The sequence below is a fragment of the Microbacterium sp. NPDC055665 genome (assembly GCF_053618035.1).
This window is the reverse complement of sequence record NZ_JBSHGY010000002.1, coordinates 610,718-625,723: the sequence shown is the minus strand read 5'-3', so window position 1 is coordinate 625,723 and position 15,006 is coordinate 610,718. Positions and strand designations below refer to the sequence as shown.

At 64.9% G+C, this 15,006-nt stretch carries 13 protein-coding genes; 6 read left to right on the top strand and 7 right to left on the bottom strand.

Features of this window, described 5'->3' with window-relative positions:
• Positions 1 to 15: 15 nt before the first annotated feature.
• The 7 genes from ACWGO6_RS08710 to dnaA all read right to left on the bottom strand — a co-directional run bounded on the left by ACWGO6_RS08710 (position 16) and on the right by dnaA (position 10,065).
• Positions 16 to 420 (bottom strand): DUF3566 domain-containing protein, encoded by a 405-nt coding sequence (locus ACWGO6_RS08710; RefSeq protein ID WP_029264201.1) that lies wholly within the window; start codon positions 418 to 420, stop codon positions 16 to 18.
• Positions 417 to 2,972, bottom strand: coding sequence for a DNA gyrase subunit A (gene gyrA, locus ACWGO6_RS08705; RefSeq protein WP_136042564.1), 2,556 nt, complete (start codon positions 2,970 to 2,972; stop codon positions 417 to 419). Before gyrA ends, ACWGO6_RS08710 begins: the two co-directional genes overlap by 4 nt.
• 44 nt (positions 2,973 to 3,016) lie before the next feature.
• The gene (gene gyrB / locus ACWGO6_RS08700) at positions 3,017 to 5,107 is read right to left on the bottom strand and encodes a DNA topoisomerase (ATP-hydrolyzing) subunit B (protein WP_452326470.1); all 2,091 of its coding nucleotides are present in this window, start codon (positions 5,105 to 5,107) and stop codon (positions 3,017 to 3,019) included.
• 118 nt (positions 5,108 to 5,225) lie between these two features.
• Positions 5,226 to 5,729, bottom strand: coding sequence for a DUF721 domain-containing protein (locus ACWGO6_RS08695; protein ID WP_452326469.1), 504 nt, complete (start codon positions 5,727 to 5,729; stop codon positions 5,226 to 5,228).
• Positions 5,722 to 6,912 carry a DNA replication/repair protein RecF gene (recF, locus tag ACWGO6_RS08690; RefSeq protein WP_452326468.1) on the bottom strand — a complete coding sequence of 397 codons (1,191 nt, stop codon included), beginning with the start codon at positions 6,910 to 6,912 and terminating at the stop codon, positions 5,722 to 5,724. Before recF ends, ACWGO6_RS08695 begins: the two co-directional genes overlap by 8 nt.
• Before the next feature lie 249 nt (positions 6,913 to 7,161).
• On the bottom strand, positions 7,162 to 8,304 hold the full coding sequence (gene dnaN, locus ACWGO6_RS08685) for a DNA polymerase III subunit beta (protein WP_376101720.1): 1,143 nt from the start codon (positions 8,302 to 8,304) through the stop codon (positions 7,162 to 7,164).
• 492 nt (positions 8,305 to 8,796) lie between these two features.
• Positions 8,797 to 10,065, bottom strand: a complete 1,269-nt coding sequence (dnaA, locus tag ACWGO6_RS08680; RefSeq protein WP_376107113.1) for a chromosomal replication initiator protein DnaA — start codon at positions 10,063 to 10,065, stop codon at positions 8,797 to 8,799.
• 438 nt (positions 10,066 to 10,503) lie between these two features.
• Between dnaA and rpmH the strand changes: the two genes are divergently transcribed.
• From rpmH to rsmG, 6 genes are read left to right on the top strand one after another with little or no spacing between them, the layout of a single operon-like run.
• A complete protein-coding gene (gene rpmH / locus ACWGO6_RS08675; RefSeq protein ID WP_013584598.1) occupies positions 10,504 to 10,641 on the top strand; it encodes a 50S ribosomal protein L34 in 138 nt (45 codons plus the stop codon).
• 6 nt (positions 10,642 to 10,647) lie between these two features.
• Complete coding sequence (gene rnpA, locus ACWGO6_RS08670) at positions 10,648 to 11,004, top strand: ribonuclease P protein component (RefSeq protein ID WP_136042558.1); 357 nt, start codon at positions 10,648 to 10,650, stop codon at positions 11,002 to 11,004.
• Entirely contained in the window at positions 11,001 to 11,351 is a 351-nt protein-coding gene (gene yidD, locus ACWGO6_RS08665) for a membrane protein insertion efficiency factor YidD (RefSeq protein WP_136042557.1), read from the top strand. The genes rnpA and yidD overlap by 4 nt, the downstream gene beginning before the upstream one ends.
• 3 nt (positions 11,352 to 11,354) lie before the next feature.
• A complete protein-coding gene (gene yidC, locus ACWGO6_RS08660; protein WP_136042556.1) occupies positions 11,355 to 12,425 on the top strand; it encodes a membrane protein insertase YidC in 1,071 nt (356 codons plus the stop codon).
• A complete protein-coding gene (locus ACWGO6_RS08655) occupies positions 12,422 to 12,913 on the top strand; it encodes a Jag family protein (protein WP_091028043.1) in 492 nt (163 codons plus the stop codon). The genes yidC and ACWGO6_RS08655 overlap by 4 nt, the downstream gene beginning before the upstream one ends.
• A 36-nt stretch (positions 12,914 to 12,949) precedes the next feature.
• On the top strand, positions 12,950 to 13,570 hold the full coding sequence (gene rsmG, locus ACWGO6_RS08650) for a 16S rRNA (guanine(527)-N(7))-methyltransferase RsmG (RefSeq protein WP_136042555.1): 621 nt from the start codon (positions 12,950 to 12,952) through the stop codon (positions 13,568 to 13,570).
• Positions 13,571 to 15,006: the final 1,436 nt, after the last annotated feature.

Genomic DNA, 15,006 nt, shown 5'->3' with positions numbered 1-15,006 from the left:
TTCGAAGACCGAGGATCAGTTCGACATGAAACCGACGAGCAGTCCGCCGGTCACCTTCACTGCGAGGTTGTAGATGCCTGCGACGACGGCGCCGAGCACCGTGAAGACGATCAGGTTCAGAATCGCCACGACGGCGGCGAACGCCATGACCTGCGGCAGGCCGACGACCTCCGACAGCACGAACTCGTTGCCGGTGATGCCGAGCAGGAAGCCCTCGGCGGTCTTCATGATCCCGGTCGCCTGGAGCACCAGGAAGATCAGGAAGAACGCCACCATCGTGACCACGGCGAGAGCGACCGCTCCGAGGAACGAGAGCTTCACGGCCGACCAGAAGTCGACGTAGACCAGACGCAGGCGGACCTGCTTGCCACTGGTCTTGCGTGTCGACTTCTTCGCCAGCTTGTCGGCCACTGTACTCATGCGTCTGTATCCTCGGGGGTCTCTGTCGTCTCAGGTGCCTGGGTCTCGGCATCCTCCGCATCCGCCTCGTCTTCAGCGAGGCCACGCTCGCCATTACGGGCGATGGCGAGGATGCGGTCGGCCTCCGTCGTCCGGGCGAACACCACTCCCATGGTGTCTCGACCCTTCGCAGGGACCTCGGCCACGGCAGAGCGTACCACCTTGCCGCTGGAGAGAACCACCAAGACCTCGTCGTCCTCGGCGACGATCAGACCACCCGCGAGAGTGCCCCGATCGTCGTTCAACTTGGCGACCTTGATGCCTGTTCCCCCGCGTCCCTGGACCCGGTATTCCTCGACCGCGGTGCGCTTCGCGTAACCGCCGTCGGTGACGATGAACACGAACTTCCCCGGGGCGGCGACCGACGCCGACAGCAGGCAGTCCTCGTCGATCTTGAACTTCATGCCCCGCACACCGGCTGTGGCTCGCCCCATCGGACGCAGCGCCTCGTCGGTCGCCTCGAAGCGCACCGACATGCCGCGACGGCTGATGAGGAGGATGTCGTCCTCGGCGTTCACGAGGAGCGCACTGACCAGCTCGTCCTCGTCGTTCAGACGGATCGCGATGACGCCGCCCTGGCGGTTGGTGTCGTACGCCTCGAGGCGGGTCTTCTTGACCAGGCCCTCTCGCGTGGCCAGCACCAGGTACTCGGCGACCTCGTAGTCGCGGATGTCGAGCACCTGGGCGATGCTCTCGTCCGGCTGCAGCGCCAGCAGGTTCGCGACGTGCATGCCCTTGGCGTCGCGCCCGGCCTCCGGCACCTCATAGGTCTTCGCGCGATAGACGCGACCCTTGTCGGTGAAGAACAGCAGCCAGTGGTGCGTCGTCGTCACGAAGAAGTGCTCGACGATGTCGTTCGCACGAAGCTGCGCGCCCTTGACGCCCTTGCCGCCGCGGTGCTGGGAGCGGTAGTTGTCGCTGCGCGTGCGCTTGATGTAGCCCTCGCGCGTGACGGTGACGACCATCTCCTCCTCGGCGATGAGGTCTTCCATCGAGACGTCGCCGTCGAAGCCGTGCAGGATGTGCGTGCGCCGCTCGTCGCCGAAGCGGTCGACGATCCCTGTCAGCTCTTCACGGATGATGGTGCGCTGGCGGCCCTCGTCGGCGAGGATCGACTTGTAGTCGGTGATCTGAGCCTCGAGCTCGTTCGCCTGGTCGATGATCTTCTGACGCTCGAGCGCAGCCAGTCGGCGCAGCTGCATCTGCAGGATCGCCTCGGCCTGGATCTCGTCGATATCGAGGAGCTTCTGGAGTCCCTCGTTCGCATCCGCCGTGGTCTGCGACCGGCGGATGAGCGCGATGACCTCGTCGAGCGCGTCGAGCGCCTTCAGGTATCCGCGCAGGATGTGCATGCGCTTCTCGGCCTCACGCAGACGGAACTCCGTGCGCCGGACGATCACCTCGATCTGGTGGGTGATCCAGTGCGTGATGAAACCGTCGATCGCGAGCGTGCGCGGCACGCCGTCGACGATCGCGAGCATGTTCGCGCCGAAGTTCTCCTGCAGCTGCGTGTGCTTGTAGAGGTTGTTGAGCACGACCTTCGCGACCGCGTCGCGCTTGAGCACGACGACCAGGCGCTGACCCGTGCGGTCGGACGACTCGTCGCGGATGTCGGCGATGCCGGTGATCTTGCCGTCGCGGGCGAGGTCGCCGATCTTCACCGCGACGTTGTCGGGGTTGACCTGGTAGGGCAGCTCGGTGATGACGAGGCAGGTGCGGCCCTGGATCTCTTCGACGTTGACGACGGCGCGCATCGTGATCGAGCCGCGGCCGGTGCGGTACGCCTCGTGGATGCCCTTGGTGCCGAGGATCTGCGCACCGGTCGGGAAGTCCGGGCCGGGCACGCGCTGGATCAGACCGTCGAGCAGCTCCTCACGGGAGATCCCGGGGTTGTCGAGCGCCCAGAGCGCGGCGGCCGAGACCTCACGCAGGTTGTGCGGCGGGATGTTCGTGGCCATACCGACCGCGATGCCGACCGATCCGTTGACGAGCAGGTTCGGGAAGCGGGCCGGGAGGACCGTCGGCTCCTGGGTCTGACCGTCGTAGTTGTCGGTGAAGTCGACCGTGTCCTCTTCGATGTCGCGCACCATCTCGAGCGCGAGCGGGGCCATCTTGGTCTCGGTGTATCGCGGAGCCGCGGCCCCCATGTTGCCGGGGGAGCCGAAGTTGCCCTGGCCGAGAGCCAGCGGGTACCGCAGCGACCACGGCTGCACCAGTCGCACGAGGGCGTCGTAGATCGCCGAGTCGCCGTGCGGGTGGTACTGACCCATGACCTCGCCCACCACACGGGCGCACTTCGAGAACGACTTGTCGGGGCGGAACCCGCCGTCGTACATGCCGTAGATCACACGACGGTGCACGGGCTTGAGGCCATCGCGCACGTCGGGGAGGGCACGCCCGACGATGACCGCCATGGCGTAGTCGAGGTAGCTGCGCTGCATCTCGAACTGGAGGTCGACCTGGTCGATCTTGCCGTGGTCGTGTTCCGGCTCGGTGCGTTCTTCGTCAGTCATCAATCAATCTCTCTGTCACACATCTGGTCTGAGCCCGTGGGGCGTCAGATGTCGAGGAAGCGGACGTCCTTGGCGTTGCGCTGGATGAAGCTGCGTCGGGACTCGACGTCTTCACCCATCAGCACGCTGAAGATCTCGTCGGCGGCGGCGGCGTCCTCGATGGTGATCTGCTGCAGGGTGCGCGTGGTGTGATCCATCGTCGTCTCCCACAGCTCCTTCGGGTTCATCTCACCGAGACCCTTGTAGCGCTGGATGCCGGCATCCTTCGGGATGCGCTTGCCGTTGTCGAGACCGTGCTTGAGCAGAGCGTCGCGCTCGGCGTCGCTGAACACGTACTCGTGCGCGGAGTTCGACCACTTCAGGCGATACAGCGGCGGCATCGCGAGGTATACGAAACCGGCCTCGATGAGTCCACGCATGTAGCGGAACAGCAGCGTGAGCAGCAGCGTGGTGATGTGCTGGCCGTCGACGTCGGCATCCGCCATCAGCACGATCTTGTGATAGCGCGCCTTCTCGATGTCGAACTCTTCGCCGATACCCGTGCCGAAGGCCTGGATCATCGCCTGGACTTCCTTGTTGCCCAGAGCCTTGTCGAGGCGTGCGCGCTCGACGTTGAGGATCTTGCCTCGGAGAGCCAGGATCGCCTGCGTGTGCGGGTCGCGACCCTGCACCGCGGAACCACCGGCCGAGTCACCCTCGACGAGGAAGATCTCGCTGATCGAAGGATCCTTGCTCGTGCAGTCCTTGAGCTTGTCGGGCATGGCTGCCGACTCGAACACGCTCTTGCGGCGCGCGGTCTCACGGGCCTTGCGGGCGGCGAGGCGAGCGGTCGCCGCATCGAGAGCCTTGCGGATGATGTTCTTCGCCTGGACCGGGTTGCGCTCGAACCAGTCTCCGAGCTGGTCGCCTACAACCTTCTGCACGAAGGCCTTGGCCTCGGTGTTGCCGAGCTTGGTCTTGGTCTGACCCTCGAACTGCGGCTCGCCCAGCTTGATCGAGATGACTGCCGTCAGCCCCTCGCGCACGTCGTCGCCGGAGAGGTTGTCGTCCTTCTCCTTGAGGATGTTGTTCGCCCTGGCGTATCTGTTCACCAGAGTGGTCAGGGCGGCACGGAATCCCTCTTCGTGCGTTCCACCCTCGTGGGTGTTGATCGTGTTCGCGTAGGTGAAGACGTTCTCGGTGTACGAGGTGGTCCACTGCATCGCGATCTCGAGAGAGATCTTGCGCTGCGTGTCCTCGGACTCGAACGCGATGATCTCGTCGTTCACGACCTCGGCGTGACGCACCTTGTTGAGGTACTCGACGTAGTCGACGAGGCCGCGCTCGTAGAAGAACACATCGCCGGGCTGCTTCGTGACGGTCGAGCCGTCTTCCTCCACCTCGTAGGCGGAGGACTCGCGCTCGTCCCGCAGCTCGATGCGCAGTCCCTTGTTGAGGAACGCCATCTGCTGGAAGCGCGTGCGCAGCGTGTCGTAATCGAAGTCGATCGATTCGGTGAAGATCGACGCATCGGGCCAGAACGTGATGCTGGTTCCGGTCTCGTCGGTCGCCTCGCCCTTCTCGAGCTTCTGCTGCGGGATGCCGCCCTCGGCGAAGGAGTGCCGCCAGACGAAGCCCTTCTGCTTGACCTCCACGTCGAACCGGGTCGACAGCGCGTTCACCACAGAGGAGCCGACGCCGTGCAGACCACCGGAGACGGCGTAGGCGCCGCCGCCGAACTTTCCACCGGCGTGCAGGATCGTCAGCACGACCTCGACCGTCGACTTGTTCGGGTCGGAGGAGTGCGGGTCGACCGGGATGCCGCGACCGTTGTCGACCACGCGGACGCCGCCGTCGGCGAGCATCGTCACGAGGATCGTGTCGGCATAACCGGCGAGTGCTTCATCGACCGAGTTGTCGACGATCTCGTAGACCAGGTGGTGCAGACCGCGCGGACCCGTGGAGCCGATGTACATACCGGGGCGCTTGCGCACGGCCTCGAGGCCCTCGAGGATCTGGATCGAGTCGGCGCCGTACTCGCCGGGCTGCTTGATCTTGGGGGAGATCGTGTTGCTCGTGGTCTCGGACCCGTCGACGGGGTCGGGGGTGCCCCCGGTGTTGGATTCCGTCTCGTCAGCAGGGGATTCAGGCGTCATCAGAGGGCATTCTCCACATCGATATCACGAACTCCCATTCTAGCGGGGTTTCGTCGGGAAATGCCGCTCAACGGCCGTGTGTGGCCCTCTGAGCGTTGCGGACCCCATTCGTGGTGTCCTACCCGTAGGTGTCGCGCGGGCCCCGCCCTGGAACGACTCTGGGACCCCATTTCCAGGAGGGGACGTCCGGTCCGATGAAGCGGAGGTTCTCGACACCCGCATCCGGATAGCGACGACCGATCTCCGTGAGAATGGTCGCGCGCATGAACTGGAGGTTCTTCGCCCACGCCGTCGAGTCGCACTTCACCGTGAGCAATCCGCGCTCCAGAGACACCGGCTCGGAGTGCTTCGCAGTGTCGGCGCCGGCCAGATCGGCCCACTGCCTGACCAGGTCCTCGCGGGCCAGCGTGATCTGCCAGCCGGAATCCCGACTCAGCTTGTCGAGCACCGCGCCGAGAGCACCCGGGTCGCGTCCGGGGGTGAACGGAGCGTTGTCGTCGTCGGAGACGATGCGGCGCTTACGCTTCCAGCTCTTCGAGCTCGGCTGCAGCCCGCGCAGGCGCAGGTATGTGCCCACGGTCTCCGGCACGTCGGCCGGCGGAGTCGGCGCGGCGTCACTCATCCGCTGCCTCCCGTTCGTCGCTGATCGTCCCGGCGCTGATCCGCACGACGTGAGCGTGCAGCACCTCGGGGATATCCTCCTCCACGGCGGCCGTAACCACGACCTGCTCATATCCGGCAGTGAGGGCGGCGAGCCGCTGCCGCCGGTCGGCATCGAGTTCGGCGAACACGTCGTCGAGGATCAGTACCGGATCGCCGGCGGGGGATTCGCTGCGCAGCAGCTCGGCCGACGCCAGCCGGAGCGCGAGTGCCACCGACCACGATTCACCGTGCGAGGCATACCCCTTCACGGGGAGATCGCGCACGCGCAGCACCAGGTCGTCGCGGTGCGGGCCCGTGAGTGTGAGACCGCGATCGATCTCCTTCGACCGCTTCGCCGCCAGCGATGCGCGGAACACCTCGGCGATGCGCTGTGTGTCGCCGAGTTTGCCGAGGGAGGACGCCTCATCGGCACCCGTCATGTCGTCGTCCTCCTCCGGATCCCCGCCGCTGACCGAAAGCGCCCACTCCAACTGCGGACGATGGTCGGCGCCGGCGATGGCCTCGTACGCGTCGGCCACCGGTTGCTGAAGATCCGCTGCCAGCCGCTGCCGCGCCGTGATGATCTCGGAACCGAGGGCGACGAGCTTGTCGTCCCAGACATCGAGCGTGCTCAGGCCCTCCCCACGGATGCCGCGCGCTCGCGCCGACTTCAGCAGAGCGTTGCGCTGCTTGAGCACACGGTCGTAGTCCGCGAGCACCGCCGAGATTCGAGGAATGCGCTGGATGAGGAGCTGATCCACGAATCGACGACGAGCCGACGGATCGCCCCGCACGATCTGCAGATCCTCCGGGGCGAAGAGCACGACATGCGCGTAGCGCGGAAGCTCGTTCGGCTTCGACGGCGATCCGTTGATGCGGGCCTTATTCGACCCCTGCCGGTTCACCTGGACCTCGGCGAGCACGCGACGCTCGCCATGAGAAAGCCGTGCTCGGATGACAGCGAACTCCTGACCGTCGCGCACCATCGGCGCATCCGACGACACCCGGTGCGAGCCGAGAGTGGCGAGGAAGACCACGGCCTCGGCCAGATTCGTCTTGCCCTGCCCGTTCCGACCGACCAGCACATTGGGACCGCGGTGAAGCGCCAGTTCGGCGGTCGCGTAATTGCGGAAATCGACCAGACTCAGGTGCTCCACAATCACGGAGTCAGCCTACCTTCGGGGTCTGACACTTGTTCTTCTCGGTTTGGTGCTTGTGGGTCGCAGGCGGCGACGCACCCTTCGCTCGCAGAGCGGGTTCCCTCCCACTTCGTGGGCCCCTCCCGATGCTCGCTCCGGGAGCATCGTCCCCTGCGACGGTTCCGTGGATCGTCTTACGGCTCGAGCTCCGGGACCGTCACGGAAGAGGGGGGACGGCGTCTCGCTGCGCTCGACGACTGCGTGCCTTGCCGATCAGCGGAGGAGGAGGTTCGGCTGAAGAAGGTACTTGAACGAATCGAGACCGGCCTGATCGACCGAAGTCTGGCTCGTGATGAGCACCGGGCTGAGCTTGTTCGCGTTGTCGCTCGATGTGAAGGTCACGCGGACGAACTCGCTCTTCACCGCACCGAGCGCCTCGATCAAGTACTGCGGGTTCAGGCCGAGCGTGACCTCTTCGCCGCCCGAGAGGATCGCATCGACCGACTCGGAGGCCCTGGCGTGCTCGCTGCCTGACGCATCCATCGTCACGCTGTCGTTCGAGAACGTGAAACGCAGCGGTGCCGCGCGGTCGAGCACGAGCGACACACGCCGCACGGCCTCGACCAGATCAGCGGTGTTGACGACCGCGTAGTGATCGGTCTGCTCGGGGAAGAGTCGGCGGACCGGCGGGAAGTTGCCCTTGATCAGCAACGACGTGACGGTCTTGTTGCCGGCGGTGAAGGCGATGATCTCGCGATCCCCCGCCCCGGAGAAGGCGATCTGGATGGTGCCGGCGTGGCCGAAGGTCTTGCCGACTTCGAGCAGCGTGCGCGCCGGAACCAGTGCGGTCGCCTCGACGGATTCGCCGTCCCACGGCACGTCGCGGAGCGATACGCGGTAGCGGTCGGTGGCGACCAGGCTCAGGCTGTGACCGGAGACCTCGAGCTGCACACCCGTGAGGACGGGGGTGACGTCGTCGCGCGATGCGGCAAAACCGACCTGCGAGATCGCCGTTCCGAAGTCATCGGCGGGAACGACGCCGGATGATCCGCTCACCTCGGGGATCGACGGGTATTCCTCGACCGGCATGGCAGCCAGGGTGAAGCGGGCGGAGCCGCAGGTGACGGCGATGCCGCCGTCTTCCTCGACCGCGATCTCGATTGGGGCGTTCGGGAGGCGGCTGGCGATGTCGGAGAGAAGCCGACCGTGCACGAGGATCGTGCCCGGTGTGTCGACGGTGGCTTCGATCGTGGTGCGGGCAGAAGCCTCGTAGTCGAATGCCGAGAGCGTGAGTCCGGAACCGTCTGCCTCGATCAGCACTCCGGCCAGGATCGGCTGCGGATTGCGCTGCGGCAGAAGCTTGACGACGAACGAGACAGCCTCGCTGAAGACATCGCGGTTGACCTGAAACCTCACTGGTGCTCCCTTGTCGTCGAACTGTGACGCGTTGTCGTCGGCCCTGCCGGTGCAGGGCTTCCCATGCTAGCCCCCAGTCCGGCTTGTTCCCTACGCCGGAGTTCTTGTCATTCGTTCGACGGTTCTCCCCACCGTCTGGTGATGGGATCGCGCCTTGAAAGACTTAACTCCTTAACGGTGTTAACAGCTGTGGATACTGTGGATAACTCGGTGGATAGCAAGAGCGAGTAGGGAACTACAAGCTTGTCAGTTGTGGAATCCCTGAGGAATCCGGGGGCTAGCGCCTGCTGGGGGTGCGGTGGCTCCTCCACAGTTATCCACAGGTTTGCCCGATTGACCCACATCCGTCCCGATCTGAGTGCCGGTCATCCACAAGTTATCCACATGTGCATAGAAGCATTTATCGGACGCCTCGCCGCCCTGTCAAGACGCGAAAAAGGGACTCGGCACCCCTTCGGATGTCGGGTCCCCCTCGTGCGCGTGATTGCGGCGTCAGCGACGACCGAGCTGCGTGGTGATCTCGGTGACCTGGTTGTAGATCGAGCGGCGCTCCTTCATGAGCTCGCTGATCTTCTTGTACGCGTACATGACGGTGGTGTGGTCACGGTTGCCGAACAGCTGACCGATCTTCGGCAAGGACAGGCTGGTGCGCTCTCGACAGAGGTACATGGCGATCTGACGAGCGGTGGCGATCTGCTGCGACCGACTGGAGCCGTAGAGGTCGTCGACCGTGAGCTTGAAGTACTGTGCGGTGGCCGTGATGATGTCGGTCGGCGAGATGATGTTGTCCTCGGCCGTGTCGATGATGTCGCGGAGCACGGTCTGAGCGAGCGAGATGTCAAGCGCCGACCGGTTCAGGCTGGCGAAGGCCGACACCCGGATGAGGGCGCCCTCGAGCTCGCGGATGTTCGACGAGACGACGGTCGCGATGTACTCCAGGACCTCGTCCGGGATGTGCAGTGCCTCGCTCTGCGCCTTCTTCCGAAGGATGGCGATGCGTGTCTCCAAGTCGGGCGCCTGCACGTCGGTGATCAGACCCCATTCGAAGCGGCTCCGCATCCGATCCTCGAAGCCGGTCAGGTGCTTCGGGGCCACGTCGCTCGTGATCACGACCTGCTTGTTGTGATCGTGCAGCGTGTTGAAGGTGTGGAAGAAGGCTTCCTGCGTCTCCGCACGGCCCTGGAGGAACTGGATGTCGTCGATCAGGAGGATGTCGACGTCGCGGTACCTGGCCTGGAACGCGGCGCCACGGTTGTTCGCGATCGAGTTGATGAAGTCGTTGGTGAACTCCTCACTCGATACGTAACGAACCTTGACCCCGGCGTAGAGGGACTGCGCATAGTCTCCGATCGCGTGGAGGAGGTGCGTCTTCCCGAGTCCGGAGTCGCCGTAGATGAAGAGCGGGTTGTAGGCCTTCGCCGGGGCTTCGGCCACAGCGACGGCCGCGGCGTGTGCGAAGCGGTTGGACTGGCCGATCACGAAGTTGTCGAAGGTGTACTTCGGGTTGAGCCGCGATTCGTGGCGCAGCTGCGTCGGCTGCTCCATGGGGGATTCGACGCGGACCTGCTCGTGCCGCCCGAAGTCGCCGACCGCGATCGGAGCCGCCTGCTGCTCGGCGAGCTCGTGGTTGACCACGACCCGATACGAGGTGACCTCATCGCCGATGTGGGAGAGGGCTTCCATGATCGGCAGCCGGAGACGCTTGTTGATCTGCGCAGCGGTCAGATCGTTCGGCACCTCGAGGTACAGCGTCGCGGACATGACGCCGGCGGGGACGGCCAGACTCAGGAATCCCTGCAGCTGGGGAGTGACGCGATCATCATCGACCAGAAGCTCCTGCACCGTGGTCCAGATCGGGACGTCGGGCTGGGCAGGTGATGACATGACGCTCCGGACGAGGAATCGAGGCGGGGTCGACGTACCGTGCCCCTGTGGATAACTTAGGATGCCACGGTAGTCATCGCGGCTGTGAACGGCAACCTGCCCTTGAAAATACGCGCGCGTGTTGTACTCGCCGGGCGCGCCCCGGTTGTGGATAATGGCTGTGCGGTTCGTGCCGGTGTCCCACCACGGAAGCGCGCAGATTTGCTCTGCGCGCCGGTAAGACGTACCCTAAGTCGGTTGACTTATGCCTTTTTCGGCAGTTCCCCATGTCTCCGGTCGAAGTGAATCCGGTGGCAGCATTCCCGGAGTGATTCCATGAGCAAGCGCACTTTCCAGCCCAACAACCGTCGTCGCGCCAAGAAGCACGGCTTCCGTGCCCGCATGCGCACGCGTGCCGGCCGCGGCATTCTCGCTGCCCGCCGTGCGAAGGGCCGCACCGAGCTCTCTGCGTAGTCCACTGTGCTCGCCCGCCCGTATCGGCTGACCCGCGGGAGCGACTACCGTCTGGTCGTTCGACGCGGATCCCGTTGTGGCGGGGCGCGCGTCATCACCTCGATGCTGACGACGGGCGAGAGCAGAGCCGCAAGGTTCGGATTCATCATCAGCAAGCAGGTGGGCACCGCTGTGGTCCGCAACACCGTGCGTCGGCGACTCAAAGCCGTGTGCGCGGAGGCGCTGCAGCGCGTTCCCGAGGGCACGGATGTCGTCATCCGTGCCCTTCCTGCGTCGGCGACCGCGTCGTTCGCGGAACTCCGCGCCGATGTCGATCGGTGTCTGAGCAGACTCGCGCCCGTGCAGCCCGCGGTGTCGGCATGACCGCGCTGCCCGCCTCTTCCGTCGGGAACGCACACCTGCACACACGAGACCTCGTTCGCAGCATCCCCGTGATCCCCCGCAATCTGGTGCTGGGGTTCCTCACGGCGTACCGCAAGGTCATCTCCCCGATGTACGGAGATGTCTGTGCGTACTACCCCAGCTGTTCCGCCTACGCTGTAGGTGCGGTGCAGCAGCACGGCGCGGTGAAGGGGGCGGTGCTCTCGGCATGGCGCATCCTCCGCTGCAATCCCTGGACCAGCGGTGGCGTCGACGACGTCCGTCCGCATGAACACTTCCGCTACGACCTGACTGCACACGGTTTCGTCGTCCCTTCCCGAAAGGACTGATCGGTGGGTCTTGACCTTCTGCTAGCCAGCTCCACTCCCAGCGATGCCCCTGCTGCGGGTGGCTTCGATCTGATCGGCACCATCCTGTGGCCGCTGAAGTGGGTCGTCGAGCTCATCCTCGTCGCCTGGCACTGGCTCTTCACGGCGGTCGGCCTTCCGGCGGCTTCGGGTATCACCTGGGTGCTGTCGATCGTGGGACTCGTGATCGTCGTGCGCGCTGCGCTGATCCCGCTCTTCGTGAAGCAGATCAAGAGCCAGCGAAAGATGATGGAAATCGCTCCTGAACTGCGAAAAGTTCAGGAGAAGTACCGAGGCAAGAAGGATCAGCTCTCTCGCGAGGCCATGAGCCGCGAGACCATGGCCCTGTACAAGAAGCACGGCACCACGCCGATGTCGAGCTGCCTGCCGCTGCTCGTGCAGATGCCGATCTTCTTCTCGCTCTACAGTGTGCTGAGCGACGTCAGCAAGCACGCGAAGGACGGCATCGGCGGCGTCGGCCTGCTCAGCCCGGAGCTCACGAAGGAGTTCTACGACGCGAAGCTCTTCGGTGTCGCATCGCTGCACGAGACTCTGGGCAACGCCGTCGACGCCCAGAACACCACGGCGATCATCATCCTGGTGACTCTCGTCGTCCTCATGATCGCGTCGCAGTTCTTCACGCAGTTGCAGATCATCTCGAAGAACCTGTCGCCCGAGGCCAAGACCGGCCAGGCGTACCAGATGCAGAAGATCATGCTCTACGTGCTGCCGTTGGGCTTCATCTTCTCCGGTGTCTTCTTCCCGCTGGGCGTCGTCGTGTACTGGTTCATCTCGAACCTCTGGACCATGGGACAGCAGTTCCTCGTCATCCGCGAGATGCCGACTCCCGGCTCTGAAGCCGCGAAGGCCCGTGAGGAGCGACTGGCTCGCAAGGGCAAGGCGATCGACTCCTCGGGCAAGGTCGTTCCGATGGCCGCTTACGAGGCGGAGCAGCAGCGTCTGCTCGAAGAGGCCGAGAAGGCCAAGGCCGAAGCACCGAAGCGTCAGCAGCCGGTGGGCAAGAAGCGTGCGAAGAAGAAGGGGAGCGGTTCATGAGCGAGACCATGACCGAGAACACCGAGCCGACCGTTGCTCAGCTCGAGAACGAAGGCGACGTCGCGGCGGACTACCTCGAGGAGCTCCTCGACATCGCCGACATCGACGGAGACCTGAATCTCGACGTTCGTCAGGGGCGTGCGTACGTCTCGATCGAAGCGGAGGGCGATGGGCTCTCCCTGCTCTCCGCACCCGACACCGTGCAGGCACTGCAGGAGTTGACGCGTTTGGCGGTGCAGAGCAAGACCGGTTCGTTCTCACGACTCATCCTCGACATCGCCGGCTCGCGGGACACTCGCCGCCGTCAGCTCGAGACTCTCGTTGACGCGGCTGCCGCCAAGCTCGACGAGGGTTCCTCGCAGGCATCTCTGCCCTCGATGTCCAGTTATGAGCGCAAGCTCGTGCATGACATCGCGGCGGAGCGCGGGCTCGTCTCCGAGTCGTACGGCGAGGGCGCCGACCGTCACACGGTTCTTCGCCGTCGTTGATGTTTCACGTGAAACATCGGTGCTTCCCGGACGATCATGAGTGAGCTCGAGCAGGAACCGGCGGTCTCTGCGGAACTGTTCGGAGACCGCATCGATGTCGCACGCGCCTTCACGGACGCACTCGCGCGCGAGGGTGAGGAGCGAGGACTCATCGGTCCTCTGGAGCTTCCTCGTCTGTGGACTCGGCACATCCTCAACAGTGTGATCGCCGCGCCGCTCTTCCACGGAGCTGTTGCCGACATCGGGTCCGGCGCCGGTCTGCCCGGGATCGTGTTGGCTATCGCCCGCCCTGATGTGCAGTGGACACTCGTCGAACCGATGGAACGTCGGGTCACCTGGCTGAACGAACAGGTTTCCGCGTTGGGTCTCACCAACACCACTGTGTTGCGTGCGCGGGCTGAAGACGCTCCTGCCGGTGAATTCGATGTCGTCACCGCCCGCGCGGTGAGTGCGCTGCGGACTCTGATCCCGATCACCGCGCCGCTGGTGCGCGACGGGGGAGAGCTCACCCTGCTCAAGGGCATGAACGCAGCGAATGAGATCGAGGCCGCCCAGAAGCAGGTCAAGAAGTTCCGTCTCTCTGACGTGCGGGTCGAGGTACTTGGGGATGGAGTGCTCCCTGAGACGACGCGCGTGGTGCGGGCTCGCGTTCGCTGAACTTCGCAGGAATTGCAGACGGGGTGTTTCACGTGAAACACCCCGTTTGTCGTATGCGGAGGTTTCCGGCGTCGACGTTTCACGTGAAACATCGGTGATGCGGAGTCTCGCGGCCGGATTCCCGAACTGTTCATGACCCGGCGATCGGGCTATGACACCGAAGGCGATGGAGATGGGGTCACAGACATTCGCCGGATAGAAGACCAGGTGATGGCTCCCGTGGCGACTGCGCGTCGAACACTTGATGTATCGAAGCGATGCCTGCAAACCGTTCGGATCGGGACTGATGTGGAAGTGGACTACCCGCCGTCCCCTCCGAGCGCTCCCGAAGCGCTGTGAGTCATTCACGCCGCCAGCTTCGTGTGGTGCGTAATCGCGATGTTTCACGTGAAACGGAGGGGTGCTGACCGGTGGGGTACTGAAGGCGCCCCGTGTCGCGGATGCGGGTGCGGATGCCCGATTGTCGCTGAGGATGTCAGACGCCTCGTGGGGCTGCGTAGACGGTGGCACCGGCGACAAGCACCCAGCGTATGCGAGTGATTCTCGGTGGGGGCGTTCCGCTTCGGGGGCTCGGTGCTGAGTTGTCCCGGGGACATCTTCGAGCACGCGACTGCCGCTGGAGGGCAGGGGAGGGGGGCCGAGCAACGCTTCAGCGTGGGTTCGCGGACGCGGTGACGCGGGGATCAGCTCGACTGCGTGCGGGCCGAAGCGAGTCGGGTGAGGGGTACACGGTCAATTCCTGTGGGCGTTTGCTGATGCGTCTTTCTCATCTGGGGATCGAGGCATCGGGTTGAGGTGGCGAAACCCGCTCTCACCGATCGACATCTGTGGGTAGGGGTGGGGCTGAGCACGATCTCCCTGTCACGATCGTGGATGCGATGGCGCGGAGGAGGGACTGACGATGAAAGCCGTGAGTTGGTCCGAGTGTGTGGGGTGTGTGGCCACGGGGCGAGATGTGCACCGGGGTGCGGGGTGCGACGTCGGATCGCGTGACGATCGGGCATTCGATGCCGATCGACGACCGGGGAACCGACACCTCTGCCGACCTGGGACCGTCGGCCGCGGCGACCAGACATGATGAAGTCGGGCTCACACCGCGGCCGGCGCTTTGTTTCACGTGAAACAGGGGCCTTCCTCGGCGGCCGCGCGCGGGAGCGGCACACGGAGTAGCTCGGAGGGAGTGCGGTGTGCGGGAGCACTCCGTGCGGAGTGCGCCGTGGAGCGTGCCGTGGGGGATTGGGCGTGCCGAGGGGATTGTGCCACGGCGATGCGGCCCGGGGATGCCGCGGGGAGTGCGCTACCGACGTGCGACGGGCTGTTTGCCAGGGGGGTTGTGTCGTGGGGGGCGCCACGGGCATGCTGCGGAGTGCGCCACGGGCGGTGTGCAACCGGCTGTTTGCCAGGGGGTTGTGTCGTGGGAGTCCGCCACACGGACG

Excerpts from the sequence above, each read along its gene's own strand:
- ACWGO6_RS08695 (WP_452326469.1), bottom strand. The coding sequence starts at position 5,729 with ATGAGTGACGCCGCGCCGACTCCGCCGGCCGACGTGCCGGAGACCGTG.
- gyrB (WP_452326470.1), bottom strand. The coding sequence starts at position 5,107 with ATGACGCCTGAATCCCCTGCTGACGAGACGGAATCCAACACCGGGGGC.
- gyrA (WP_136042564.1), bottom strand. The coding sequence starts at position 2,972 with ATGACTGACGAAGAACGCACCGAGCCGGAACACGACCACGGCAAGATC.
- rsmG (WP_136042555.1), top strand. The coding sequence starts at position 12,950 with ATGAGTGAGCTCGAGCAGGAACCGGCGGTCTCTGCGGAACTGTTCGGA.
- ACWGO6_RS08655 (WP_091028043.1), top strand. The coding sequence starts at position 12,422 with ATGAGCGAGACCATGACCGAGAACACCGAGCCGACCGTTGCTCAGCTC.
- dnaA (WP_376107113.1), bottom strand. The coding sequence starts at position 10,065 with ATGTCCGCGACGCTGTACCTCGAGGTGCCGAACGATCTGACCGCTGCG.
- ACWGO6_RS08710 (WP_029264201.1), bottom strand. The coding sequence starts at position 420 with ATGAGTACAGTGGCCGACAAGCTGGCGAAGAAGTCGACACGCAAGACC.
- yidD (WP_136042557.1), top strand. The coding sequence starts at position 11,001 with ATGACCGCGCTGCCCGCCTCTTCCGTCGGGAACGCACACCTGCACACA.
- rpmH (WP_013584598.1), top strand. The coding sequence starts at position 10,504 with ATGAGCAAGCGCACTTTCCAGCCCAACAACCGTCGTCGCGCCAAGAAG.